Here is a 24,591-nt window from a genome sequence, read left to right as displayed (position 1 = left end):
AGAGCGGCATGATTTCCATGATGGATACCGATATGAAAACCGGCCAGCCATCCGCCGTGCTGGTCAACGTCAGCCGCCGCCGTTTCATGCAGGGCGCCGGCGCGCTGGTGCTGGGATGGCAGCTGCCCTCGGCATTGGCCGGGGCCACGACGGCCACGGCGGGCGACACGTTCGCGCCCAACGCCTTTCTTTCGATAGACGGGCAGGGCCGGGTTACCGTCTACGCCAAGCATGTGGAAATGGGGCAGGGCGCCTATACGGGGCTGGCGACGCTGGTGGCCGAAGAGCTCGACGCCGACTGGTCACAGGTCAGGGTCGAAGGGGCGCCGGCCGATACCGAGCGCTACAAGAACCTGGCGATGGGCATACAGGGCACCGGCGGCAGCACCGCCATGTCCAACTCGTTCCAGCAGATGCGCGAGGCGGGTGCCGCCGCGCGTGCCATGCTGGTCGCCGCCGCGGCCCAGGCCTGGAAGGCCGATCCCGCCACGATCACGGTACGCGCGGGGGTGGTCAGCCATGCCGCTTCCAAGCGCCAGGCGGGCTTCGGCGAGCTGGCGGCCGCCGCGGCGCAGCAGCCGGTGCCGGCCAAGGTACGCGTGAAGACCCCGGCCGAGTTCAGCCTGATCGGCAAACCCCTGCACCGTACCGATTCCGCCGACAAGGTCCATGGGCGGGCCTTGTTCACGCAAGACGTCAGGTTACCCGGCATGCTGGTGGCGGTGGCCGCCCATGCGCCCCGCTTCGGCGCCACGGTGGCCAAGTACGATGCCAGCGCCGCGCTCGCAGTTCCTGGCGTGGTGGCGGCCATTCCCTTCGAAGGCTCGCCCTACCGCTCGGCCGGCGTCGCCGTGCTGGCGCGCAACACCTGGGCCGCGCGCACTGGCCGCGACGCCTTGAAAGTGGAGTGGGACGAAAGCCAGGCCTATGCCGAAGGCAGCGACGAGCTCCTGGCGCGCTACCGCAAGGCCGCTTCGCGCCCGGGAACGCCGGCTGCCAACCGGGGCAACGTCGACCGCGCCTTCGAGCAGGCTGCGCGTGTGATCGAGGCCGACTACGAATTTCCCTACCTGGCCCATGCCAGCATGGAACCGCTCAACTGTGTCGTCCATCTGCGCGATGGCCAATGCGAGATCTGGAACGGCGAGCAATTCCAGACCATGGACCAGAAAGAGGTGGCCGAGTACCTGGGCATTCCACCGGAACGCGTCAAGATCAACCAGCTCTACGCCGGCGGCAGCTTCGGCCGCCGCGCGAACACCCATGCCGACTACATCGTGGAGGCCGTGGCCATTGCCAGCGGAGCGCGCAAGACGGGTATCGATGCGCCGATCAAGCTGGTCTGGACGCGCGAGGACGACATGCGGGCGGGCTACTATCGGCCGCTGTATCTGCATCGCGCGCGGCTGGCGCTGGACAAGCAAGGCCGCTTACAGGCCTGGCAAGTACGCATCGTCGGCCAGTCGCTGATCAAGGGGACGGTATTCGAGTCCGGTATGGTCAAGAACGGCATCGACGCCACGTCCGTCGAAGGCTTGTCCGACCTGGCCTACCGCGTACCGAACCTGCGGGTCGAATTGCACACGCCCGAGGACGCCCGGGTGCCGGTACAGTGGTACCGCTCGGTCGGACATACCCATACCGCGTTTTCCGCGGAAACGCTGATCGACGAAGCCGCCCATGCGGCGCAGCGCGACCCGGTGCAATTGCGCCGCGAGCTGCTCCAGGGCCATCCCCGCCATCTGGCGGCGCTGGACCTGGCGGTACGGCAGGCCGGATGGGACCGGCCGCTGGCCGCGGGCAAGGACGGCGTACGACGCGGCCGGGGCGTGGCTGTGCACGAGTCTTTCAATACCGTCGTTGCCCAAGTGGTCGAGATCTCGGTGGACGCCGAAGGCGGGCTCAAGGTCGATCGCGTCGTGTGCGCGGTGGCCTGTGGCCTGGCCATTAATCCCGACGTGGTCAAGGCGCAAATGGAAGGGGGCATAGGCTTTGCGCTGTCCATGGCGCTCCATGGCGCCATCACGCTCGACAAGGGGGCGGTGGTGCAGAGCAACTTCCACGACTATCCGGTCTTGCGCATGAACGAGATGCCGCGCGTGGAGGTCCATATCGTGCCGTCGCAGGATCCGCCCACAGGCGTGGGCGAGCCGGGCGTGCCGCCTTTGGCGCCGGCACTGGCCAACGCCGTCTTTGCCGTTACCGGCGAGCGGGTGCGCGCCTTGCCTATCCGGACGCCTTTGCGCAAATCCGCGTGATCGGCGAGCCTGACCTGCTGACCGCGGCGCGCCGCGAGCTGGCATGGCGCATCGCAAGGCATGCGCCGGCCGACGGGGCGCATTCTTGCGCCTATCCAGGGCTGTCGTTCGTCCGTTTCTCGGGGCCCTCCGAGTCCAATTGCGGGGTCTACCGGCCTTCCTTGACCATTGCGGCGCAGGGAGCCAAGCGCGTCGAACTGGGCGAGGAGGTCTACGAATACAACGAGCGCCACTTCCTGCTGTCGTCGTACGACCTGCCGGTGCAGGCGCGCATTACCTGCGCCTCGCCGACCGAACCCTATCTTTGCGTGGCGCTGGATCTCGATCCCCAGCGCCTGGGCGAGCTGATGGGGGACCACGACCTGCCGCCGGCTCCCGAGCCGCCCAGCATGCGCGGCCTGGCGGTGGGGACGACCACCATCGACCTGATCGAGCCCATGCTGCGCCTGGTGCGCTTGCTGGACACGCCCGAGCACCTGCCGGTGCTGGGGCCCATGGCCGAGCGCGAAATCCTCTACCGCGTGCTGACCGGGGAACTGGGGCGGCGGCTGCGGCAGACGGTGCTGCCTGCCGGTGCTGCCAGCCAGGTTGCGCAGGCCATCGCCTGGATCAAGGAAAACTACGCCGTGCCGCTGCGCATCGAGGAGCTGGCGGCCGCGGTCAATATGAGCGCCTCGTCGCTGCACCATCATTTCAAGGCCGTCACGGCCATGAGTCCGCTGCAATACCAGAAGCACCTGCGGCTGCGCGAAGCCCGCATGCTGATGCTGTCCGAATGGCTCGATGCCGGTACCGCCGCGCGCCGCGTCGGCTACGAAAGCGCGTCGCAGTTCAGCCGGGAGTACAGCCGCTTGTACGGTTCGCCTCCACTGCGCGACGTGGCCCGGCTGCGCAACGGCGAGCCCGCCGAATCGCAGGGCTGACTTTCCCAGCGTCTGCGGCCCGGCGCAACAACCTGGCGGACGGCGGCGCCGCCGATGAGGGCTTAGAGCGCCACGTGCACGTTCTTGACCTGGGTATAGGCGAGCAGCTCTTCCAGTCCTTCTTCGCGGCCCAGGCCCGACTTCTTGTAGCCGCCGAAATTGGCCCCGGTGTAGTGGGCGCTGCTGGTGTTGATCCACACGTAGCCGGCCTCGATCCGTCGCGCGAGCCGGTGGGCCCGGGCCAGGTCGCGAGTGTAGATGGAGGCGCTCAAGCCGTACTCGACGCTGTTGACGTCCGCCACCAGCCGGTCCTCGTCGTGCCACTTGATGACTGACAGCACGGGCCCGAATACCTCTTCCCGGAAGATGCGCATGCCTGGCGTGACGTCGGCGAATACCGTGGGCTCGATGAACCACCCCGCGGCCAGCGCCGGGTCGGCGGGCCGCCCGCCCCCGTACGCCAGGCGAGCGCCTTCGGAGCGGGCCAGTTCGATGTAGCCCATGACCTTGTCGAACTGGGCTTGCGAGATCAGGCACCCCATGGTGGTGGCCGGGTCGGTGGGCAGGCCGCAGCGGTGCAGGTCCGGCAGTTTGCTGCAGATGCCGTCCAGGATGCGGTCGTACAGCGATTCGTGCACGAACAGGCGCGAAGTCGAGCCGCACGACTGGCCGGCCCAGGTGAAGTTCATGCCGTTGATGGCGCCCAGCACAGCGCCGTCGGGATCGGCGTCGGGGCATACCACGAGCGGGTTCTTGCCGCCCAGCTCCAGAGTGACCGGCATGATCTTGTCGGCCGCGGCGCGCAGGATGGCGGCGCCGGTGGGGACCGAGCCGATCAGCGCCACTTTCTTCACCAGCGGGTGGCGCACCAGCGCCTCGCCGCATTCGCGGCCGCCGGTGACGATGTTCAGCACCCCGGGAGGCAGCACGCCGTCGACGATTTCGGCAAAGCGCAGTGCCGACAGCGGCGCCTGGTCCGGGGCCTTCATGATCACGCTGTTGCCGGCGGCCAGCACCGGCGCCAGCTTGCCGGCCAGGAACATCAGCGGATGGTTGTAGGCCACGATGCGCGCCACCACGCCCAGCGGCTCGCGCACGCTGTAGTTCAGGCCGCCGTCGGCCGTGGGAATGGTCTCGCCCTTGAGCTCGTGCACCAGGCCGGCGTAGTAGTCGATCTGGGCCGCAGCGTTGTGGGCGTCAGGCTGCATGCGCTTGAAGGGATTGCCGCAGTTGGCCGAATCGAGCAGGGCCAGTTCGTCGGCATGTGTGCGCAGGCGGTTTGCGATTTCGCGCAATAGAGCGCCGCGCCGGGCGGCGGGCACCTGCGACCAGGTACGAAAGCCCTGTTGCGCCGCCCGTACCGCGGCATCGACATCGGCGGCGTCGGCCTGTGGGGCCTGGGCCAGTGCCTGGCCCGTGGCGGGATTGAATGTGGCGGCGAAGCCGCCTGCGGGGGCGTGCCAGGCTCCGCCGTAGTAGAGCGCGAGATGCGTGGGCATGGCGCGCGTCACGGGGTCGGGATGGGTGGAAGTGGCAATGGCATTCATGTCGGCAGGAGAGAAAGGCGGGCAGGGCCCGCGTTTGCGGCACCGGCGCGGCGCGCCGGCGGAAGGCTTGGGAAGTTGCACGGTCAGCGGATGCGCTCGCCCTTGACCGTGATGCGGCGCAGCTTGCGAAGCTCGCTGGCATCGAAGTCCGTGCGGGCGTGCAGCATGCAGCGGTTGTCCCAGATCAGCAGGTCGCCCGGCGTCCAGCGATGCTCGTAAATAAATTCGGGCCGCTCTTGGAAGTCGAACAGCGACTCCAGCAGGGCGTCGCTTTCCTCGCGCGGCATGCCTTCGATGTACTCGGTCATGAGCCTGTTCACGTACAGGGCTTTGCGCCCGGTCACAGGGTGGGTGCACACCACCGGATGGCTGTACGAGCGTACTCCCTCGGCCCGCGCGCTGCGCATCCGTGTGGCCGCCATGGGCGCGCTGGTGCCGGGCTCGTAGCTGTTGACCGCCTTCAGGCCTGCCAAGCTTGCACGGGTGGCTGCCGGCAGTGCCTCGTAAGCCTTGTACATGTTGGCAAAGAGCGTGTTGCCGCCTTGCGAGGGAATCTGCATGGCGTAGAGCATGGTCGCCTTCGACGGTTTTTCCACGTAGCACATGTCGGAGTGGAAATACATTTCGCCGTCGGGCAGGGCGCCCACGTATTCGCCGTTCTCCTTCTCGTTGGTGATGTACATGATGGCGGGGTGGCTCTTGCTGATCTGGTATTCGCCCTGGGTCGTGGCCAGTTCGCCGAAATACTCGCCGAAGCGCACTTGCTGCAGTTCGTCCAGCGACTGCCCGGGCAGGCACAGCACGCCGTGCGCATGCCACAGGTCGAGCAACTGCGCGAGCGTGGCGGGCGATAGCGGCTGCGAGGCGTCCACGCCGCGCACCCGCGCGCCCAGTGCGGGCGACAGCGGCTGCGCCTCGATGGCTGGCGCCGCCGGTCGCGGAATGTCGATGTCGGGGGTCATTGCACGAATCTCCGGTTCAGTCCGCCACGACCTTGGCCGCGGTGATTACTTGTTTCCATTCGACCAGCTCTTTCTTCAGCAGCGCCGCCAGCTGGGCAGGCGTGCCGGGGGTGGCGATGATGCCCCGGTCGGCCAGCTCTTTCTGCACTTCCGGCGTGGACAACTGGGCCAGCAGTTCCTTGCTCAGGCGGTCGACCACCGGCTGCGGCGTGCCCTTGGGCAGGAACACGCCCACCCAGTCGTAGTCGTTCAGGCCGTTGATGCCGCTCTCGCGGAAAGTGGGCGCCTCGGGCGTCCATGGCGAGCGGGTGTCGCCGCTGGTGGCCAGGATGCGCAGCTTGCCGGAATGGACCATGGGCAGGATCGAATGCAGCGGGAACATGCCGATCTGCACCTGGCCGCCGGCCAGGTCGGTGACCGCGCCGGCCGAGCCCTTGTAGGGCACGTGCAGGATGTCGGTGCCGGTGATCTGCTTGAACTGCTCTGTGCGCAGGTGGTGCGGGGTGCCGGCGCCGGGCGATGAATAGGCCAGCTTGCCGGGTTCTTTCTTGGCCAGCGCGATCAACTCGGCCAGGTTGCGAGCGGGTACCGACGGGTTTACCACGGTCGAGACCAGCATCTTGCCGACCTGGGCCACCGGCTCGAAATCCTCGACCGGATCCCACGTCAAGTTGGTGTAGAGCGAACTGATCATGGCCATCGTGTTGGGCACGAACAGCACCGTGGCGCCGTCGGGCGCGGCCTTGGCGACCGCACCGATGCCTATGGTGCCGCTGGCGCCGGTGCGGTTCTCGACCACGATGGAAGCATCCAGCGCCTTGGACAGCCGCGGCGCCAGCAGGCGCGCCGCGATGTCGCTGCCGGTGCCCGGCGTGGTCGGCACGATGATGGTAATGGTCTTGCCGCCCGGCATCTGGGCCTGGGCGAGGCCGGCCGCCGCACACAGCACCGCGGGCAGGATCGCCTTGAACACTCTCCTCATTGTCGTCTCCTCTTGGTGGTTGGGGGGTGCGGCGAGCCCCTGTGCCGGGGCCTTGCTGCCGCCGGACGGCCCTCAATGCAGGCAGTTGCCGCCGTCCACGACCAGCGTCTGGCCGGTGATGAAATCGCTGTCGGACGAGGCGAAGAACAACACCGCCCCAGTCAGGTCTTCGGGCGTCTGAACCCGCTTGAGTGCCCGCACCGAGGCGGCGTCGCCCCGCATCTTGAGCACGCCCTCATCCGGGTTTTCTTCCGACAGCGTGCTGCCGGGGGCAACGCAGTTGACGCAGATGTTGTCGCCGCCCACTTCGTTGGCCAGGGTCTTGGTGAAGCCGATGACGCCGGCCTTGGAGGTGACGTAGTGGATGCGGCTGGGCGACCCCTTGATGGAGGTGCTGGAACTGATGTTGATGATCTTGCCGTAGCCGCGGGCGCGCATGTGCGGGATGACTGCCAGGCAGGCGAGCCAGGTCCCCTTGACGTTGACGCTCATCATGCGGTCCCACTCCTCGACGGCGATCTTGTCGAAAGCCGCGCGCGACATGGGCACGGTGGCGAAGATGGCGGCATTGTTGACCAGCACGTCGATGCGGCCGAAACGCTCCATGGCGGCCGCCGCCATGCGCTGGCAACTGGCGGGGTCGGACACGTCGGTGGCCACGGCCAGTGCCTGGTGGCCGGCCTCGGCCAGTTCGCGGGCCACGGCGTGCGCCGCTGCCTCGTCGAGCTCGGCGATGACCACCCGGGCGCCTTCTCCGGCCAGCCGGCGGGCGTAGGCCTTGCCGATGCCGTGGCCGCCGCCGGTCACGATAGCTACGCGGTTCTCCAGTCTTCCTGCCATGGGTTCCTCCTGGTTGCGGCACTCTCTGGCGCCGGTTTTTTGCGCCGTGGTGTTTATTCCACGGTATGGACATGCATCCATTCTATGGACAATGAACGGGATGTCACTCAGGGTAAGCCCGAGCCCCAGGCACGGCGGCTGAGCCAGGAGGCGCGAACGGAATGCAGTCGGTAAGATGGCGCGATGGATACGAAGACCAAACCGGCGGGGGAGAAATCGGGCGACGCCGTGCGGGCGGTGGGCCGCGCTCTGGACATACTCATGGCGTTCCGGGCCGGCGATCGTGAGCTGTCCGCCAGCGAACTGGCGGGGCGGGTCGGCCTGACACTGCCTACGCTCTATCGCTTGCTGTATACGCTCGAGCACAACGGCTTCGTGATGTCGGTCGGCGAACCGCAGCGTTTCCGGTTGGGGCCCGCGGTGGCTCACCTCACCCACGTTTGGAGCGCGGGATTCAACCTGCGCAGCGTGGCCGCACCCATTCTGCGAGAGATCTGGGAGCAGACCGAAGAAACCGTGTCCCTCTTCGTGCGCCAGGGGGACGACCGCATCTGCATCGCCGAGCTGCCCAGTCCGCATGCCCTCAGCTTCAAGCGCGGCATCGGGCGGCGCGAGCCGCTGCTCCACGGTGCCAGCAGCCACGCCATGCTGGCGCATATCGACATGAGCCGAGACCAACTTGCGGCCTATCTGCAGGACGCCGATGTCGGACTGGAACCGTACCTGGCAGAGCTCGAGGCCGTGCGCCGCCAGGGCTATGCCGTCAGCCATGCGGAAGTGCTCAAGGGGGCGGTTTCCATCGCCGCGCCTTTCTTCAGCGGGCCGGGGGTGGTAGGCGGCGCCATCGTCGTGTTCGGTCCTGCCTCGCGCCTGCGCGAGCCGCAGATCCAGGCATGCGCCAAGCTGCTGGTGCAAAAGGCAGCGCTGCTGTCCACCTTGCTGTTCGCGGGCTAGGGCGCCGGGCCTGCGGGACGGCGAGCCGGCTGAATTGCAAAGCTGACTCGACGCTGCCCGGCGGCGCTACACTGGGGGCTGGCGACGAAGCCGCCCCGGCGGCGGGGAGCGATCATGGCGGACGGCGATCTGGATGACCCGGTCAATGTAGTGGAGCCATGTACCGGCTACTGCTTGTACGAGACCGACGTTGCCCTGCAGGAGTCCGTGCGGCGGGAAGGGGCCGGCCATGCGGGTGACTCGCTGCGTGAACACGGAAGCTGGCTGGGCCGCCGCGAGACCATGGAGGCGGGCCGCGACGCCAATGCCTATCCGCCGCAGTTCGTTCCGGTCGATCCGGTGGGCCGCCGGATCGACGAGCTACGCTTCCATCCCGCCTGGCACTACCTGATGCGCGGCATCATCGAACGCGGCCTGCATTCGGCGCCGTGGTCATCCCCGCGCGCGGGGGCCATGGTCGAGCGGGCCGCCGCCTACATCATGCAAGGGCAGGTCGAGGCGGGCACGTTGTGCCCCACCACCATGACTTTCGGTGCAATTGCCGTTCTGGCCCGCGAACCTGCCGGCGAGCTGGATTTTTCCAGGGACTGGCTGCCCGCGCTGTATTCCCGTACCTACGATGCGGCCAGCGAGCCCATCGACCGGAAGCACGGCGCCTTGGTCGGCATGGGCATGACAGAAAAGCAGGGCGGCTCGGACGTGCGCGCCAATACCACCCGCGCGGAGCCGTGCGCAGCGCCCGGCCGCGGACGGGCCTACCTGCTAACCGGCCACAAGTGGTTTTATTCCGTACCGCAATCCGATGCCCACCTCGTGCTGGCTCAGGCGAGCGACGGGCTGTCGTGTTTCTTCGTGCCCCGCTACGGCCCGGATGGCCGGCGCAACGCCACGCGCATCCAGCGCCTCAAAGACAAGCTCGGCAACCGCAGCAATGCCAGCGCCGAAGTGGAGTTCCACGGCGCCTGGGGGGTGATGGTAGGCGAGCCGGGACGAGGCGTGCCCACCATCGTCGAGATGGCCACCTATACCCGCCTGGATTGTGTGCTGGGCAGTGCCGCGCTGCTGCGGCAAGCCGTGGTCCAGGCCACGCACTTCTGCTCGCGTCGCACCGCCTTCGGCAAGCCTTTGCTTCATCAACCCCTGATGCAGCACGTGCTGGCCGACCTGGCGCTCGAAAGCGAAGCCGCCACGGCGCTTGGGCTGCGGCTGGCACGCGCGTTCGAATCCGATGGTCCGCTCGAGCGGGCGATGCGGCGCATCGTGACGCCTGCGGCCAAGTACTGGGTATGCAAGCGGGCCGCCGCCGCGATCGGCGAGTGCATGGAGGCATGCGGCGGCAACGGTTATGTGGAGGACGGCCCCATGCCCCGGCTTTATCGGGAGGCCCCGGTCAACTCCGTCTGGGAAGGCGCAGGCAACATCATGTGCCTGGACGTGCTGCGCGCCATTCGGCGCGAGCCCGAGGCCTTCCGCATGCTCGCCGATCACCTGCGCGAACGGGGCGGTACTCGTGCCGAGTTCGGTGCCGCCTGGCAGCAATGGGTGGCGTTATGCGGGCGGGAAGACGCTGAGTTCCATGGCCGGCGCATCGCCGGCCTGCTGGCGCTGCTGGTGCAAGCGGCCTTGTTGATGGAGGGGCCGGGAGGGACGGTCGCCGATGCCTTCATGGCAGCCCGGCTGTCGCAACCGGGCTGGCTGTACGGCGACGCCGCAGCCGCTCATCCGGGGGAAGCCGCCTGCGACGTGTTGCTCGAGCGCGCCTGGCCGCCGGCATGCGCTTGACAGCGGCGCCTGCGGACTGGCTAAGTGCTAAAGTGTCCGCTCGCACTTTCTCCATTGGCACCGTTTTCGCACCACTAATCATGCTTTCTCAACAGCAACTGAAACAGCAGGCCGCCGATGCGGCGCTCGCCTTCGTCGCCGACGTGGCGGGGCCCGACGTCGTCATTGGCGTCGGCACGGGATCGACCGCCGATCTGTTCATCGACGGGCTCGCCGCCTACAAGGGACGCATCCGCGGCACGGTCGCGAGCTCCGAGCGCAGCGCGGCGCGCCTTGCAGGCCATGGTTTGCCGGTGTTCGACCTGAACGAGGTCGACTTCATGCCCATCTACGTCGACGGTGCCGACGAAATCGACGATCATCTGCATATGATCAAGGGCGGCGGCGGGGCGCTCACCCGCGAGAAAATCGTCGCCTCCGTGGCTGAACGCTTCATCTGCATCGCCGACGAATCCAAGCTGGTCGACCAGTTGGGCGCGTTCCCGCTGCCGGTCGAGGTGATCCCGATGGCGCGCGAAGCCGTCGCCCGGATGCTGCGGCTGCTGGGCGGCGAACCCCGGTTGCGTGATGGCTTCACCACCGACAACGGCAACGTCATCCTGGATGTGCATGGGCTGCGCATCGCAGAGGCGCAAGGACTGGAGAAGGTGATCAACGATATTCCGGGCGTGGTGACCTGCGGCCTGTTCGCGCTGCGCGGTGCGGACGTGGCGCTGCTGGCCACCCAGTCGGGCGTCCGGCGCCTGGACAAGCCGCGCCACGCCTAGCGGGTGGGAACATCGTGCGACATATTCTTGTCACATGGTGTTCATAAACTCAAGAATGCATTGCCCATCGGGCCGGGGCAGATGCGAGGCCCATTGTTCTTCCGTTGGGGAGCCGGCATGACTGAACATACTCATAAACAATACGACGCGGAACTCGAGGAAGTCAGGTCTCGTTTCCTGCAGATGGGAGGCCTGGTCGAGTCCCAGATCACGGCTGCTATCGACGGCCTGGCCAACGGCGACCTGGCAGCGCTCGAGCGGGTCATCGGCCGTGATACGGAAGTCAACCGCTTCGAGATCGAACTGGACGAGGCCTGCAGCCACATCCTGGCGCGCCGTCAGCCCACCGCCGGCGACCTGCGGATGATCATTACCGTCATCAAGATGATTACCGACATGGAGCGGGCGGGGGACGAGGCGGAAAAAATCGCCCGCATGGCCAAGATGATCCATGAAGCCGGACGCATGAACATGCCCGCCGTCGAGCTCTGGCACATGGCCAATACGGTGGTCACGATGCTGCGCAAGGCCCTGGATGCCTTCGCCCGCCTGGATGCTCAAGCCGCGGCGCAGGTCGTCCGCCAGGACAAGGGCGTCGATGCGGAATGGCAAGGCGTGATCCGCCAGCTCATCACCTACATGATCGAAGATCCCCGCAAGATCTCGCGCTCCATCGAGCTGCTGTTCATCGCCAAGGCGCTCGAGCGTATCGGCGACCACGCGAAGAACATGTGCGAACTCGTCGTCTACATGGTGAAAGGCCGCGACGTGCGTCACACCGGCGTCGACAACGTGGAACGGGAAGCTGCAGCGGGGTAGGGGACCCCCCCTACGCGCTTACGCGCGCCCCCCAGGGGGCGATGCGGGTGGACCGGCGGAGCCGGATCCACCGCATCCTGGGTCTCGTTCCATTTTCTTGGGTTGGTGCGCCGGTGCTGTCGCTGGCTGCCATAGCAACCGTGCGACAAACCAAGATGGCGATGCTTAATCGAGGGCACAGCGGATCCGGCTTTGCCGGTCCGCCAGTGCCGCCCCCTGGGGGGCGCGCGTAAGCGCGTAGGGGGGGGCTTCAACCCCCCGGCGGCACGTATCCTTGGGCTTCGACGTTGCCGTCTTCGAAGAGGTAGCGCTGCATCTGTTGCTGTAGGTATTTGCGGGCGCGGGCGTCGGCGAGGTTCAGGCGGTTTTCGTTGACCAGGCGGGTCTGGGTCTGCATCCATTCCTGCCAGGCTTGCTTGGAAATGTTCTGCCAGATCTTGGTGCCGAGTTCGCCAGGGTAGGGAGGGAAGTCGAGGCCTTCCGCCTCTTTCTTGAGCTTGACGCAATAGACCATGCGAGCCATGTGAACACCTGTTCCGCGATTGTTTGCAATGGGTCTATTGTAGTAGCGAAGAAGGGGGGCCGCAGCGCGCCGGCCCTTATTTCGCAGGCTGCCGCAATGCGTCCATCTTGAGTTCGTAGATGCGGCGCTTGTTGTCGCGGCTGCGGCGCACGTGTTCGCGCATCAGGTTCTCGGCGCGCGCCCCTTCGCCTTGTCCGATCGCCGAGACGATGTCGTCATGGTCCTGCTGGGCCCGATGGATGAAGGCGTACTCCGGCTGAGGCATGGTCTCGTCCAGCCCGAGGCCCAGCACCGCGGCTCCCACCAGCGGGATCTGCGATACATGTGCCAGGGCGCTGGCCAGGGGAGGGTTGCCCGCGGCCTGGATCAGGATCGCGTGGAATTTCTCGTTCATGGCCGACCAGCGCGGCGTTTCTACCTGGTAGCCGTTCTCCGCGGCGTCCTCCAGCAGAATCCAGCCTTCTTCCACGCAATCGCGCAGCGCGTCGAGCACCGCGGGCGAAGGCCGCTCGGCCACTAGCCGGGCTGCCATGCCTTCCAGCGTGCCGCGAACGTCGAGCGCGTTCGCCAGGTCGTCGAGGTCGAAGGCCTTGACCCGGAAGCCCCGCGTGGGCAGCCGTTCCAACAGGCCTTCCTTGACCAATTCTTCGAAGGCCAGCCGGATAGGCGTGCGGGACACGCCGAGTTCGGCCGCCAACTGTAATTCCACCAATCGTTCCCCGGGGGGATAGGCGCCGGACATGATGCGTTGGCGCAATTCGCCTGCGACCGTGTGTATCTGAGTGGCCATCTGCCAGGAAAGCTTCGCTTCTGTTGGTGTACGGATAGTAACCGTAAGCTCAGGCTAATCCCTTATTGCATGCAAAATAGGCAGTTATTTGAATAAATTTAGCATTTGAACGATAATTTGCATGCAATTTAATTAGATCTCTTAGGATGAGGCGACATGATTTCCCCATCGGCATTTGTCGGCTTGCCGCCACCGCTGCCCGACTCCATCGTTCAAACCAAGCATTTTTTCCAGGCACTGGACAACTTCGCCAAGGTGTTCGCCATCAAGCCCGGCGAGCGTGTGCTGATGCTGACCGATCAATTGCTGGACACTCGCGTCGTCGATGCCGTGGTGGGCCTGGCAAAGGCGCGCGGCGCCCAGGTGCGCGTCTATACCGAGCCCAATTCCCGCGTGACGGCGGTGCCCGAGCCGGTAAAAGGCTTGCTCGAGCAGGCGGATTTCGTCGTCTCGACCTGGTTCTGCTCGATCGAGGATCCGTTCTGTATCGCCATGCGCAAGAAAGGCCAGCGTTGGGTGAAGATCACCTACTTCCGCAACCTGGACCTGCTGCATACGCCGCAAGCCCGGTTTCCCAGCGAGATCGTGGGGGCGCTGTGCCGCGCCACCGCCAAGCGCTATCCGAAAGGCGAGCATTTCGACCTGCATTTCACCGACTCGCGCGGCACGGATTTCCGTATCGGCTTCACGCCCGAAACGCGTGACACCATGTTGTCGTCCAACCGCTGGCGCGGCGTGACCACCGCCGAGGAGCCGGGTTGCTACGTGCACTACTTGCCCACGCACGGCCCTAATTTGTGGGACCGGACGGCGGTGCGCAACGACCACAGTGTCAAGACGCCGATGTCGGGGGTGATCTACCCCCAATGGGCGGTGGGCTTTGCCAAGCCTTTCGAGGAAAGGATCGCCGTGCGCTTCGAGGGCGAGTATGTGAGCGCCGTCGAAGGAAGTTCCGACGAAGCAAAGATCCTGCGCGACATGCTGGTGGGCGGGCGCATGATCGAAGGCGGCGGCTGCGGCTTCAATCCGAAAGCCCCGCGCCACACGATTTATCCCGCGGGGTCGAACGCACCGGGCGCGCTGCATTTCGGTATCGACCTGGCCAAGCCGAACGACTACATCCGGCGCGTGCTGCCCGACTGGGAGGAACCGCCCGTCCACATGGACCTCGTATGCCTGGATGCGACGGTCACCGCAGGACCGAACACCTTGATCGACCAGGGTTTCCTGTGCGCTTTGCGGGACCCGGAGGTGGTCGAGATCGCCACGCGCTATGGCGATCCGGTCGAACTGCTCGAGGCCGGCGTGGACTGAGCCGCCAACATCGTGATCGTGCCGGTATCCGCGATGGCAGGACACCGGCTGAAAAGTAAAAAGGAGACGCTTATGAACCTGAAGAAACCCGGGTACGCGCCGACGCGCGTGTTGGCCATGCTGGCCCTGTTCACCGCAGTGGCGGCCGGCCCTGCGGCAGCCGGGAGCGATGCGGATTGGCCGCAGCGCCCCGTTACCATGATCGTGCCCTTTGTTGCCGGCGGCGGCGATACGCTCGCACGGCTGTATGCCCGCGAACTGGAAAAACAGATTCGCCAGCCCATCATCATCGATAACCGGGCGGGGGCGGGGGGCAACATCGGCACGGCAGCCGCGGCCCGTGCGACGCCGGACGGCCAGACGGTGGTATTCGGCACCAATGGCACGATGGCCACCAACCATTGGTTGTACAAGTCCGTCGGCTATGCACCGGAAGATTTCGAGCCGATCGCGCGCTTCTCCGTCATTTCGATGGTGATGTTCGTCGGCCCCGAATCGCCGTTCAAGTCTGCGCGGGAACTGATCGCTTATGCGAAGAAACACCCGGGCGAATTGACCTGCGCTTCGGCGGGCAACGGTACGGCATCGCACATGGCCTGTGGCCTGCTCCAGCAGATGGCCAAGGTGGAGTTCACGCACGTGCCCTACAAAGGGGGCGCGCCGGCATCGACCGATGTGCGCTCCGGGCGCGTGTCCTTCATGATAGACGTGGCGCCCCATCTGGTACCGCTTGCCAAGGGCGGGCAGATCAAGGCGCTGGCCGTGTCCACGCCCGAGCGCATCCCCGCGTTGCCTGACGTCCCCACCCTGGCCGAGAGCGGTGTGCCGGGCTACGAGTTGTTCGCCTGGGACGGTCTGTTCGCGCCCAAAGGAACGCCGCCCGAACGCCTGGATCGCTTGCACCAGGCCGTGAATGCCGCGCTGGCCGACCCGGCTTTCGACCGCTCCATGCAGGAACGCGGGTCCATCAACTCGCCCATGAGCCGTTCCGAGTTCGCCGCATTCGTGCGCAAGGAGTATGAGCGGCTGGGCGAGATCGTGAAGCTGACCGGCGCGCGGGTGGACTGACGCCCGCAGCTTGACCGTCGACGGGGGACGCATGCTGAGGTGATAGCGCGCGGCCGTCCGTCGGCATGGAGCGGCGACCGGGAACGGGTGTATAAAAAAGTCGGCCGCTTCGTGCGAGGACCCTGCACCATGGACACCTTGGATCCGCTTCCTCCCGGCGAGCGTTATCGCACCTTCGACGCTTTCTACCGTTTCTATCTCGCCGAGCACGCCCATCCGGTGTGCCGGCGGCTCCACGTCGTAGGTACCGGCCTGGCGGTGCTGCTGCTCATTCTAGCCGTGGCGCTGCGCAATCCATGGCTGGTGCCTGGGGCACTGCTATGCGGGTATGGCCTGGCCTGGATCGGGCATTTCGGCTTTCAGAAGAACCGGCCGGCCACGTTCAGCTATCCCTGGTGGTCGCTGGCGGGCGACTTTCGGCTGTTGGCCGAAACGCTGTCCGGCCGCCGCGCATGGTAAGGCGGCGGCCGCTTGTGGGCGGACGGGCGCGGGCTATTCGGCGTACGGTTGCGCGAGCTCTGGATGCGCCCGCAAATGGGCCTCCAGCGCGCCTCGCATGCCGCCGTTCTGGATCATGGTGCGGATTTCGCAGGGCAGCGGCGGGTAGTAGCTGACCTCGCCACTTGCGCATCGCCGGACTTCGCCGCTCGCGTAGTCCACTTCGATCTCGTCTCCGTCCGACACGAATCCGGTGATGCCGCTGCATTGCGTCAGCGCCGGCACGGCCAGCGCCACCACGCCCTGGAACGCGCGCACGGACATGGATTCGCACAGTATGCCCAGGCCCAGCGCCTTCATGGCGATGATGCCGGCATTGTGCGCCTTGCCCGCCAGGAAGTTGCGGCCGGCCACGATCAGGTCGCCCGGGCGGATGCGGCCGATCAGCGTCGGGTCCAGTTCCGCGAACAGGCGGGGAATGAGTTCCTCGGGGTCGGTCGTGCGTGACAGCACGATGTCGAAGGCCATGACCGCGCCGTCATGGGGAACGTCGTGGCCCAGTACGTGGGCCGTGCCGCGTTGTTTCCAGTTCATGGGAGATGTCTTCCTCAAAGTGCCGGCGCGAGCTGCGCCTGGCGCGGATCGGCGATCCGGCCGGCGATGGCCGACGCGGCAACGGTGAGCGGGCTGCCCAGATAGCACAATGCATCTTTGGCGCCCATGCGGCCCGGGCCGTTGGTGGCGGCGGTCGAGATCGACGTTTCCCCTGGGCCCAGAGGCCCGCCGGCACCGCCCGCGCAAGGGCCGCAGCCGGGCGGCAGCAGGATGGCGCCGGCATCGAGGAATTGCTGCGTCAGGCCTTCGCGTGCCATGCGCTTGGCCGTCTCGACCGTGCCCGGCACGACGATGAGCCGCACGTTGGGCGCGACGCGATGACCGGCAAGTACCTGCGCGGCAGCTTCGAGATCCTCGTACATGCCGGAACCGCATGAGCCAAGATACGCATGGTCGATGGCGATTCCCAGCGTGTCGTCTACCCGTACGGCACGGTCGGGTGCGCCAGGCAGCGCCACTTGCGGCGCCAGGCGCGATATGTCCAATGTCAGCGTGTGCTCGAACTGCGCATCGGCATCGCTTTCCATCCAGCTGGCATCGCGCGGCAGGCCCTGCGGCGACATCGGCGGGAAAAGGATGTTAAGCACGCCGATCTCGGTCAGGGTATTGCACAGGGCGACGCGGCCGGCCAGCGGCAGGCGGTCGCTGTACGACCCGCCGAATTCCACGACGCGATAATCGAACTCCACGCCGAGGTTGCCCGACGTCAGCTGGTTCGCCAGCCAGAAGCCCACGTCGCGCGGATGTACGCCGGGGGAAGGCGTGCCCTGTAGCAGAATGCGCAGCGTGTGCGGCACGACGGTCCAGGTCGTGCCCGTGGCCAGTACCGACACCACATTGGGCCCGACCCGCATCGCACACGCCCCGATGGCGCCGAAGTTCGTGCAGTGCATGTCGTAGGCGAACAGGAACATGCCGGGCCGCACCAGGCCGGTCTCGATGGGGAACAGGTGGCCGTGGCCCCCCTGGCCGGCGTCGTAGAAGTGGCCGACGCGCCATTCCGCCGCGATGCGCCGGTTCGCCCGGCCTTGCATGATGCCGGCCGGGGTCGTGTAGATCACCTGGTGGTCGGTGACGAAGACGACCCGTTCCGGATTGGTGACGCGGCGATAGCCGATATCGCTCAATTGCTTGTAGGCGCTTTCCACGTAGCCATCATGGACGATGACCAGTTCGGGATCGGGCAGCACGATGTCGCCAGGCTTGACCGAAGTCTTGCCGCTGGCCCGTGCCAGCATTTTTTCAACCAGGGTCATACCCATGTTCGAGCTCCTTCGCGTGGTCAGGGCCGGCGGCTGACCGCTTCGGCATACGACGCCCCCGCGCGTACCTGGGCGTCGGCATCGCGCTCGAAGGCCAGACGCGCGGCCAGGCGCTCGGCGAAGGTGTCGAAGTATTGGGCGCCGATGACGACGACACCGTCGTCGTCGGCGCATACCAGATCGCCCGGCTGCACGATTTGCCCGCCTATCGCGACGGGAACCTGGAAATCGGCGGTGCCGTCCTTGCGGCTGCTGCGTACCGTGGCGCCACGCGCGAATACCGGAAAGCCCAGCGCACGGATTTCGGCGATGTCACGGACCCGGCCGTTGGTGACGCAGCCGGCGAGCCCCCGCCGCTGGGCGGCCAGCGAACCGGTGCCGCCTAATGTGCAGGTGTCGGGATCGCCGCTGACGTCGATCACCAGCACGGACCCGGCGGGGGCCAGATCCAGCGCCTTGCTGACCGCGCCGCTGTGATGCGGATGCGCGCGCACCGTATAGGCGGAGCCGACGCAGCGCGCGCCGGGCACCAGGGCCGCGATGGCCGGGTCCAGATCGCCCCGGCGGCCCAGTGCCTCGTAGGCGGCTGCCGCCGAGGCAGTGGCCAGCAAGTCGATGAGTGGTTGCATGTCGGTTCCTATGGTTTGCGTCAGTCCAGCTGTATCTTCACTTCCTTGGCTACCCGTGCCCACTTCTGCCGCTCGGCATCGATGAATTGTCCGAATTGCTCGGGCGTATTGGGCATGGGCAAGAGTCCCTGGCCGCGCAACTGCCGTACGACGTCCGGCTGCGCGAGGATGGCAGAGAGCTCTTGGTGCAAGGTGCCGATGATTGCAGGGGGCGTCCCGGCGGGGGCCATGAAGCCATTCCAGTCAAACATCTCGTAGCCCTTGACTGTCTCGGCCACGACCGGCGTGTCAGGGAATTCGGCCACGCGCTCACCGCTGGTCAAGGCAAGCGCGCGCAGCTTGCCGGCCTTGACCAGGGGCCAGGCCGGCGGCTGGCCGCCGAAGGTGAGCGTGACATTGCCGCTGGCCACGCCGGTCAGGGCATCGGGGGCGCTCTTGAACGGCACGTGCGTGAGCGAGATGCCGGCAACGGTCTTGAAGTATTCCCCCGCCATATGGGAGGCGGTGCCATTGCCGGCGGACGAGAACGTCAGCTTGCCCGGATCCGCCTTGGCGGCCGCAATGACGTCGCCGATGGACTTGTATGGCGAATCGCTGGAGACGACCACCAGCAGCGGCGTGCGGGCCGACAGCATGATGGGGGCGAAGTCCCGGGCCGGGTCGTAGGGCAGCTTGCTGTAGACGCTGGGATTGATCGTTAGCGTACCGACATGCCCTACCGTGAGGGTATAGCCATCGGGCTGGGCGCGGGCCGCGGCACCCAGGCCGATCGAGCCGCCGGCGCCGGGGCGGTTTTCGACCACGAAGGGCTGTCCCAGTCGTTCGCCCAGATGTTGTGCCAGCAGGCGGGTAATCGTGTCGGGCGAAGAGCCTGCGCTGTGGGGCAGCAGGATGCGGACCGGACGGGAGGGGTAGGCCTGCGCGAGTGCGCTTTGCGGGAGGGCGGCGAGGGCGGCGGCCGTGAGGCCTGCGCCGAGCAGGGCTCGGAAAGGGGGCGGCATGGGGGTCTCCTCTGGTAATGGCGGCAATACCTGCAGGTTTGTAAGACAAACTCTGTTTTTTTTCGCCGAATATGCCATATTGACCACTCTACCATCAATATTGTAAGACAAAGAGTAATCGCCCCAGCATGGCACGGTAAGCCGCGGCGTCGCTACAATGAAATCCCCATCGTCGTTGAAGATCCATGGACTCCAAAATCGTAGCGTTGAGCGAAACCCGCCGGTCTGCCGGCGCGGCCGGCCAGCAATTGATCGATCGCTTGCGCGATGCCATTACCGAGGGCGTCTATCTGCCGGGGGACAAGTTGACCGAGCGGGAGTTGTGCGAACGTTTCGGCGCCAGCCGCCCCTCGATGCGGGAAGCGATTCGTCAGCTCGACGGCGAAGGGCTGCTGGAGGTCTTGCCTCATCGCGGACCGGTGGTGCGTGCCGTCGACGAAGCTCAGTTCCTCGAGTTGCACGACGTGCGGGTCGCCTTGCAGAAGTTGGCGGCCGCATGTTTCGCGCTGCGCGGCACCGCCGAGCAGATGGACGCTTTCGCCGCGCGCATCGATGAGTTCGAACAGGCGCTCGCATCGCGCGAAGTGACGCGCATACGGGCGGCCAAGCATCAGTTGTTCGAAGCTTTCGTCGCCGGTGCGCACAACGAGCCGCTGGCCGCGTTCATCCGCAAGATCAACGCACGCCTTGGTTTTCTATGGGCATCGTCGATGAACCACCCCAATCGGCCCGCCGAGAGCGTGGACGAATTCCATCGGCTGCTCGAGGCGATCCGGCAACGGGATCCGGAGGCCGCGCAGGCCGTCATCGTGCTGCAGAATCTGCGCGCGCGGGCCGTCGGTCTGCACGCGCTGCAGCTGTTCAAGCAGCGGCGCCGCATCTCGTCGTGAGCAAAGGCCCGCGGCCCCGGCCGGTCTAGCTGCCGCGGCGCAGCGGCGTCAACAGCGGCGACAGGCCGTTATGGTCGATCTCGTGCATCAATGCGAGCAGGCGGCCGATTTCCCCCGGGGGGAAGCCTTTGCGCGCGAACCAGGCAAGATAAGGGCCGGGCAAGTCGGCAATCAGCCGTCCCTGGTATTTGCCATAGGGCATCACCACGGTTACCAGGCGTTGCAGATCTTCGGGGTTCATGGGCAGAAGGCGCGTGGCAGCATAGCGGCGAAGGAGAGTCCATGATGCGGCTGTTGAACTGGAACATCCAATGGGGCCGAGGCGTCGACGGCCGGGTGGATCTGGCGCGCATTGTGCACGAAGCGCAAGCGCTTGGCGATTTCGACCTGATTTGCCTGCAGGAGGTCAGCCGCGGTTTTCATCCCACGCACGCGAGCGCCGGCTTGCGGGGAGGACCCAGTGCCGACCAGTTTGCCGAACTGGCGAACTTGCTGCCCGGCTATACCGTGTTCGATGCGGTGGCGACGGACCTGGCTCCCTTGGCGCCAGGGCTGCCGCGCCGCCAATTCGGCAACGCCATTGCCTGCCGCCTGCCCGTGGTTCGGGCGCTGCGTCATTCGCTTCCGTGGCCCCCCGATCCGGCGCAACCCTCCATGCAGCGCATGGCGCTCGAACTGGACGTGCACACCGGCTTTGGCCCCTTGCGGGTCGTCACCACACACCTGGAGTTCTATTCGGAGACGCAGCGCATGGCGCAGGTAGAAGCCTTGCGTGCGCTGCACGCCCAGGCGGTTGCGCATGCCCGGCAACCCGTGCGGGGGGAAGGCGGCGATAGTCCTTTTGCCGATACCGGCCGGCCCGTGAGTGCCCTGGTGTGCGGCGATTTCAATAGCGCGGCCGGAACCCAGGCCTATCGCCGCATGCTCGAGCCGGAGAAAGGCGTGCCGTCTTTCCGGGACGCGTGGCTGTGCGCGCATCCTGGCCAGCCGCATGCCCCGACCGTGGGCCTATACGACCATGAGCAATGGCCGGACGGGCCTTTCGCCTGCGATTTTGTCTTCGTGACCGACGACCTGGCCGGCCGTATACACCGGTGCGACGTCGATGGCCGTAGCACCGCTTCCGACCACCAGCCGGTAGCGCTCGAGCTCGGATAACGGGCTGGAGGCGTTGCGAGTGGGATGGGCAGATATTTGACATATAAAGATTTCCGGTACCAAACTAGCGTCTTCCTATAGACGGGAGGACGCCATGGGCGTGCGAAGGAGCGGGGCGTGGGTGCGGGCGATGGGCGCGGTCGGCGCCGCGGTGCTGCTGGCAGGCTGTGCGGCGCGCGGCCCGGCAGGGCCGGAGCCGTTGCAAGGAGGCGTCGCGGACGCCGTGTTCGTGAATGGCAAGGTCGTGACCGTCGATGGCAAGTCGTCCATCGCGCAGGCGTTTGCCGTGCGGGGCGGGAAATTCGTCGACGTAGGCACCAGCCAGCGCATCATGGCTTATGCCGGGCCGGCCACGCAGGTGGTGGATCTGCAGGGCAGAACCGTTATTCCCGGACTGGCCGATTCGCATCTGCATGCCGTGGGCGGCGGGCCGGGCATCGATCTGTCCGCCACCCGTTCGCTGGCCGACTTGTTCGCCAAGGTAAGGGAAGCTGCCAAGAACGCCAGCCCTGGGCAGGTACTGGTGTCCAATAGCGATTGGCACGAAGCGCAACTCAAGGAGCAACGCCTGCCGACCGCCGCCGAATTGGAGGCTGCCGCTCCCGGCGTGCCGGTAATCCTGGTGCGCGGCGGACACAGCTACTTCCTGAACGAGACGGCCCTGGCCAAGTACGGCATTACGCCCGCGACGCCGGTACCCGCGGGCGGCTCGATTCCGCGCGATGCCGCGGGGCGCCTGACTGGTGAACTGACCGACGCGGCCAAGCGCCTGGCGCCGCTGCCGCCCCGTCCGCCCATGACCCAGGCGGTATTGGAAGCCCAACAGCGGAAGCTGAACGAGTATGGCCTGACCAGCATCCGCATACCGGGCACGACGGTGGAAGCCTATCGCCAATTCCAGCAACTGCGGGACAGCGGCAAGGCCACGGTGCGCTACAGCATCCTGTTTCGTCCCAAGGACCTGGCGGATTTCCGTTCGAGCATCGTCCAGGCCGGCATCGAGCAGGGCGAGGGCGATGAGTGGGTGAAGGTCTGGGGCATCAAGATCAGCGTCGACGGCGGCTTTGAAGGCGGCTACATGACGCGTCCGTACGAAGGCGAGATCGGCAAGGGGGGCACCTACTACGGCCTGCAGCTTATTCCCCAGGCGACCTTCGACGAATACGTGGCGGGCATCAATCAGGCTGGCTGGCGTACGGCGGTCCATGCCGTCGGCGATGCTGCGGTGGACCAGGTCCTGGCCGGTTTCGAGCGCGCTCATGCCGAACGCAACATCACGGGCCGCGGCTGGACGATCGAACACGCTTTCATCACCCGGCCCGACCAGTATCCCCGCATCCGGGCTCTCAACCTGAGAATGTCGGTCCAGGACCATCTGTACTTGGCCGCGCCCGTCCTCAAGCGGTATTGGGGCATGGACCGGGCCTCGCAGGTGACGCCGCTCAAGGCCTATCTGGACCAGGGGTTCATGGTGGCCGGCGGCACGGACTCGCCCGTCATTCCTGTCAATCCCTTCTGGGCCATGTACCACTTCCTGACCCGGGATACGATCTCGGACGGCATTTATGGCGCCGACCAGGCGGTGTCTTCGCGCGATGCCGTGTTGCGTCTCATGACCATCAACAACGCCCGCCTGACGGACGAGGAAGCCATCAAGGGATCGATCGAGCCCGGCAAGCTGGCCGATTTCGTTGTCTTGTCGGCCGACTACCTGACCATCCCGGCCGCCGAGGTGCAGCACCTCAAGGCCTTGGCCACCTATGTGGGAGGCCGGCAGGTCTATCGGGCTTCGGCATTCTGACGCGGCTGCTGCGAGGGCGCTGCCTCAGGGCTTGAGCACGACCTTGATGCAGCCGTCCTCTTTGTCGCGGAAGATTTCGTACATGTCGGGCCCGTCCTCCAGCGCTTCGCTATGCGTGATGACGAAGGACGGGTCGATCTGGCCTTCCGCAATGCGGCCGAGCAGCTCGTCGCTCCAGCGCTGGACGTGGGTCTGGCCCATGCGCCAGGTCAAGCCCTTGTTCATCGACGCGCCGAACGGCAGCTTGTCGATCAGGCCGCCGTATACGCCCGGTATCGACAGCGTGCCGGCCGGGCGGCAGACATAGATCATTTCGCGCAGCACGTGCGGCCGGTCGCTTTCCAGCATGACCGCCTGCTTGGCCCGGTCGTACATGGCATCGAGCGAACGCGCCGCGTGCGACTCCAGGCCTACCGCGTCAATGCACTTTTCCGGCCCTTTGCCGCTCGTGAGCTCGCGCAGCCGCTCGACGACGCTTTCCTGCTCGAAGTCTATCGTTATCGCGCCGGTCGCGGCTGCCATGGCCAGGCGTTCGGACACCCGGTCGATGACGACCACTTGCCTGGCCCCCAGCAGCTGGGCGCTGCGGACCGCCATCTGGCCCACCGGCCCCGCGCCCCAGATTGCCACGGTATCCGTGGGCTGGATGTTGCATTGCACCGCGGCTTGCCAGCCGGTAGGCAGGATGTCGCCCAGGAATAGCACCTGTTCGTCTGTCAGGCCCTGGGGAACCTTGATGTGCGTGGTGTCGGCATGGGGCACGCGCACGTACTCCGCCTGGCCGCCGGCATAGCCCCCGGTCAAGTGGGTATAGCCGAAGAGCCCCGCAGTCGAATGGCCGAAGGCCTTTTCCGCAAGGTCCTTGTTGCGGTTGGTACGCTCGCATACGGAGTAGTTGCCGCGCTGGCATTGTTCGCAGCCGCCGCAGGCAATGGTGAACGGGACAACGACCCGGTCGCCCACCTTGAGGTTGCGCGTGGCCGGCCCGACTTCGACCACTTCCCCCATGAACTCGTGGCCCATGATGTCGCCGGACTTCATTCCCGGCATGAAACCGTCGTAGAGATGAAGGTCGGAACCGCAAATGGCGCATGCGGAGACCTTCACGATGGCATCGCCCGGTTGTTCGATGCGCGGGTCCGGAACGGTGTCGTACCGGATGTCCTTCTTGCCATGCCAGCACAGCGCTTTCATGCCGTTCTCCTTCTCCGGGATACGCGCCGGGATGCGCGAGCCGCCACCTTCAGCAAGCGCCGTGCCGCTGATGC

Annotated in this window: 24 protein-coding genes; 12 read left to right on the top strand and 12 right to left on the bottom strand. The window is 66.3% G+C overall.

The window, feature by feature from the left end; translation table 11 throughout:
• The first annotated feature begins 8 nt into the window (after positions 1-8).
• Both QHC78_RS15985 and QHC78_RS15980 read left to right on the top strand, forming a co-directional pair.
• Complete coding sequence (locus QHC78_RS15985) at positions 9-2,258, top strand: xanthine dehydrogenase family protein molybdopterin-binding subunit (RefSeq protein ID WP_413816477.1); 2,250 nt, start codon at positions 9-11, stop codon at positions 2,256-2,258.
• Positions 2,255-3,181 carry an AraC family transcriptional regulator gene (locus QHC78_RS15980; protein WP_319746258.1) on the top strand — a complete coding sequence of 309 codons (927 nt, stop codon included), beginning with the start codon at positions 2,255-2,257 and terminating at the stop codon, positions 3,179-3,181. Before QHC78_RS15985 ends, QHC78_RS15980 begins: the two co-directional genes overlap by 4 nt.
• Before the next feature lie 62 nt (positions 3,182-3,243).
• Here the strand turns inward: QHC78_RS15980 and QHC78_RS15975 are convergent, their stop codons facing one another.
• The 4 genes from QHC78_RS15975 to QHC78_RS15960 form a co-directional block, all read right to left on the bottom strand.
• Positions 3,244-4,728, bottom strand: a complete 1,485-nt coding sequence (locus QHC78_RS15975; RefSeq protein ID WP_319746256.1) for an aldehyde dehydrogenase family protein — start codon at positions 4,726-4,728, stop codon at positions 3,244-3,246.
• Positions 4,729-4,811: 83 nt separating this feature from the next.
• Complete coding sequence (locus tag QHC78_RS15970; RefSeq protein WP_319746254.1) at positions 4,812-5,690, bottom strand: TauD/TfdA dioxygenase family protein; 879 nt, start codon at positions 5,688-5,690, stop codon at positions 4,812-4,814.
• A gap of 16 nt (positions 5,691-5,706) precedes the next feature.
• A complete protein-coding gene (locus QHC78_RS15965) occupies positions 5,707-6,672 on the bottom strand; it encodes a Bug family tripartite tricarboxylate transporter substrate binding protein (protein WP_319746252.1) in 966 nt (321 codons plus the stop codon).
• 72 nt (positions 6,673-6,744) lie between these two features.
• Positions 6,745-7,512, bottom strand: a complete 768-nt coding sequence (locus QHC78_RS15960) for an SDR family NAD(P)-dependent oxidoreductase (RefSeq protein WP_319746250.1) — start codon at positions 7,510-7,512, stop codon at positions 6,745-6,747.
• 183 nt (positions 7,513-7,695) lie between these two features.
• On the opposite strand from QHC78_RS15960, the gene QHC78_RS15955 reads away from it, so the two are divergent.
• The 4 genes from QHC78_RS15955 to phoU all read left to right on the top strand — a co-directional run bounded on the left by QHC78_RS15955 (position 7,696) and on the right by phoU (position 11,834).
• Positions 7,696-8,466 carry an IclR family transcriptional regulator gene (locus tag QHC78_RS15955; protein WP_319746248.1) on the top strand — a complete coding sequence of 257 codons (771 nt, stop codon included), beginning with the start codon at positions 7,696-7,698 and terminating at the stop codon, positions 8,464-8,466.
• Between the two features lie 114 nt (positions 8,467-8,580).
• Positions 8,581-10,248 (top strand): isovaleryl-CoA dehydrogenase, encoded by a 1,668-nt coding sequence (locus tag QHC78_RS15950; protein WP_319746246.1) that lies wholly within the window; start codon positions 8,581-8,583, stop codon positions 10,246-10,248.
• Between the two features lie 80 nt (positions 10,249-10,328).
• Complete coding sequence (rpiA, locus tag QHC78_RS15945) at positions 10,329-11,015, top strand: ribose-5-phosphate isomerase RpiA (protein WP_319746244.1); 687 nt, start codon at positions 10,329-10,331, stop codon at positions 11,013-11,015.
• Positions 11,016-11,132: 117 nt separating this feature from the next.
• Positions 11,133-11,834 (top strand): phosphate signaling complex protein PhoU, encoded by a 702-nt coding sequence (gene phoU, locus QHC78_RS15940; RefSeq protein WP_319746242.1) that lies wholly within the window; start codon positions 11,133-11,135, stop codon positions 11,832-11,834.
• 250 nt (positions 11,835-12,084) lie between these two features.
• Here phoU and QHC78_RS15935 read toward each other — a convergent pair whose 3' ends face one another.
• Positions 12,085-12,357, bottom strand: a complete 273-nt coding sequence (locus QHC78_RS15935) for an oxidative damage protection protein (RefSeq protein WP_319746240.1) — start codon at positions 12,355-12,357, stop codon at positions 12,085-12,087.
• Between the two features lie 76 nt (positions 12,358-12,433).
• On the bottom strand, positions 12,434-13,147 hold the full coding sequence (locus QHC78_RS15930; RefSeq protein ID WP_319746238.1) for a GntR family transcriptional regulator: 714 nt from the start codon (positions 13,145-13,147) through the stop codon (positions 12,434-12,436).
• Positions 13,148-13,303: 156 nt separating this feature from the next.
• On the opposite strand from QHC78_RS15930, the gene QHC78_RS15925 reads away from it, so the two are divergent.
• From QHC78_RS15925 to QHC78_RS15915, 3 genes are all read left to right on the top strand, one after another.
• On the top strand, positions 13,304-14,461 hold the full coding sequence (locus QHC78_RS15925; protein ID WP_319746236.1) for a hypothetical protein: 1,158 nt from the start codon (positions 13,304-13,306) through the stop codon (positions 14,459-14,461).
• A gap of 72 nt (positions 14,462-14,533) precedes the next feature.
• Positions 14,534-15,529: a Bug family tripartite tricarboxylate transporter substrate binding protein gene (locus QHC78_RS15920; protein WP_319746234.1), complete on the top strand. Its 996-nt coding sequence runs from the start codon at positions 14,534-14,536 to the stop codon at positions 15,527-15,529.
• Between the two features lie 129 nt (positions 15,530-15,658).
• Positions 15,659-15,988 (top strand): Mpo1-like protein, encoded by a 330-nt coding sequence (locus tag QHC78_RS15915; protein ID WP_319746232.1) that lies wholly within the window; start codon positions 15,659-15,661, stop codon positions 15,986-15,988.
• Between the two features lie 33 nt (positions 15,989-16,021).
• Here QHC78_RS15915 and QHC78_RS15910 read toward each other — a convergent pair whose 3' ends face one another.
• From QHC78_RS15910 to QHC78_RS15895, 4 genes are read right to left on the bottom strand one after another with little or no spacing between them, the layout of a single operon-like run.
• Positions 16,022-16,561: a 3-isopropylmalate dehydratase small subunit gene (locus QHC78_RS15910; protein WP_319746230.1), complete on the bottom strand. Its 540-nt coding sequence runs from the start codon at positions 16,559-16,561 to the stop codon at positions 16,022-16,024.
• A 14-nt stretch (positions 16,562-16,575) separates the two neighbouring features.
• Entirely contained in the window at positions 16,576-17,844 is a 1,269-nt protein-coding gene (locus tag QHC78_RS15905) for a 3-isopropylmalate dehydratase large subunit (protein ID WP_319746229.1), read from the bottom strand.
• 20 nt (positions 17,845-17,864) lie between these two features.
• A complete protein-coding gene (locus tag QHC78_RS15900) occupies positions 17,865-18,473 on the bottom strand; it encodes an RraA family protein (protein ID WP_319746227.1) in 609 nt (202 codons plus the stop codon).
• Positions 18,474-18,493: 20 nt separating this feature from the next.
• Positions 18,494-19,474 carry a Bug family tripartite tricarboxylate transporter substrate binding protein gene (locus tag QHC78_RS15895; protein ID WP_319746226.1) on the bottom strand — a complete coding sequence of 327 codons (981 nt, stop codon included), beginning with the start codon at positions 19,472-19,474 and terminating at the stop codon, positions 18,494-18,496.
• Between the two features lie 185 nt (positions 19,475-19,659).
• Between QHC78_RS15895 and QHC78_RS15890 the strand changes: the two genes are divergently transcribed.
• Positions 19,660-20,364 carry a GntR family transcriptional regulator gene (locus QHC78_RS15890; RefSeq protein ID WP_319746224.1) on the top strand — a complete coding sequence of 235 codons (705 nt, stop codon included), beginning with the start codon at positions 19,660-19,662 and terminating at the stop codon, positions 20,362-20,364.
• A gap of 25 nt (positions 20,365-20,389) precedes the next feature.
• Here QHC78_RS15890 and QHC78_RS15885 read toward each other — a convergent pair whose 3' ends face one another.
• Positions 20,390-20,605, bottom strand: a complete 216-nt coding sequence (locus tag QHC78_RS15885) for a DUF3820 family protein (protein WP_319746223.1) — start codon at positions 20,603-20,605, stop codon at positions 20,390-20,392.
• 44 nt (positions 20,606-20,649) lie between these two features.
• On the opposite strand from QHC78_RS15885, the gene QHC78_RS15880 reads away from it, so the two are divergent.
• The gene (locus QHC78_RS15880) at positions 20,650-21,522 is read left to right on the top strand and encodes an endonuclease/exonuclease/phosphatase family protein (RefSeq protein ID WP_319746392.1); all 873 of its coding nucleotides are present in this window, start codon (positions 20,650-20,652) and stop codon (positions 21,520-21,522) included.
• Positions 21,523-21,616: 94 nt separating this feature from the next.
• Complete coding sequence (locus QHC78_RS15875) at positions 21,617-23,323, top strand: amidohydrolase (protein WP_319746221.1); 1,707 nt, start codon at positions 21,617-21,619, stop codon at positions 23,321-23,323.
• Between the two features lie 24 nt (positions 23,324-23,347).
• Here the strand turns inward: QHC78_RS15875 and QHC78_RS15870 are convergent, their stop codons facing one another.
• Entirely contained in the window at positions 23,348-24,517 is a 1,170-nt protein-coding gene (locus QHC78_RS15870) for a zinc-dependent alcohol dehydrogenase (protein ID WP_319746219.1), read from the bottom strand.
• Positions 24,518-24,591 lie beyond the last annotated feature (74 nt).

It is taken from the genome of Pigmentiphaga sp., assembly GCF_033795525.1.
In the GTDB taxonomy this organism is placed as follows: domain Bacteria; phylum Pseudomonadota; class Gammaproteobacteria; order Burkholderiales; family Burkholderiaceae_B; genus Pigmentiphaga.
This window is presented reverse-complemented; position numbering and strand designations above follow the sequence as displayed.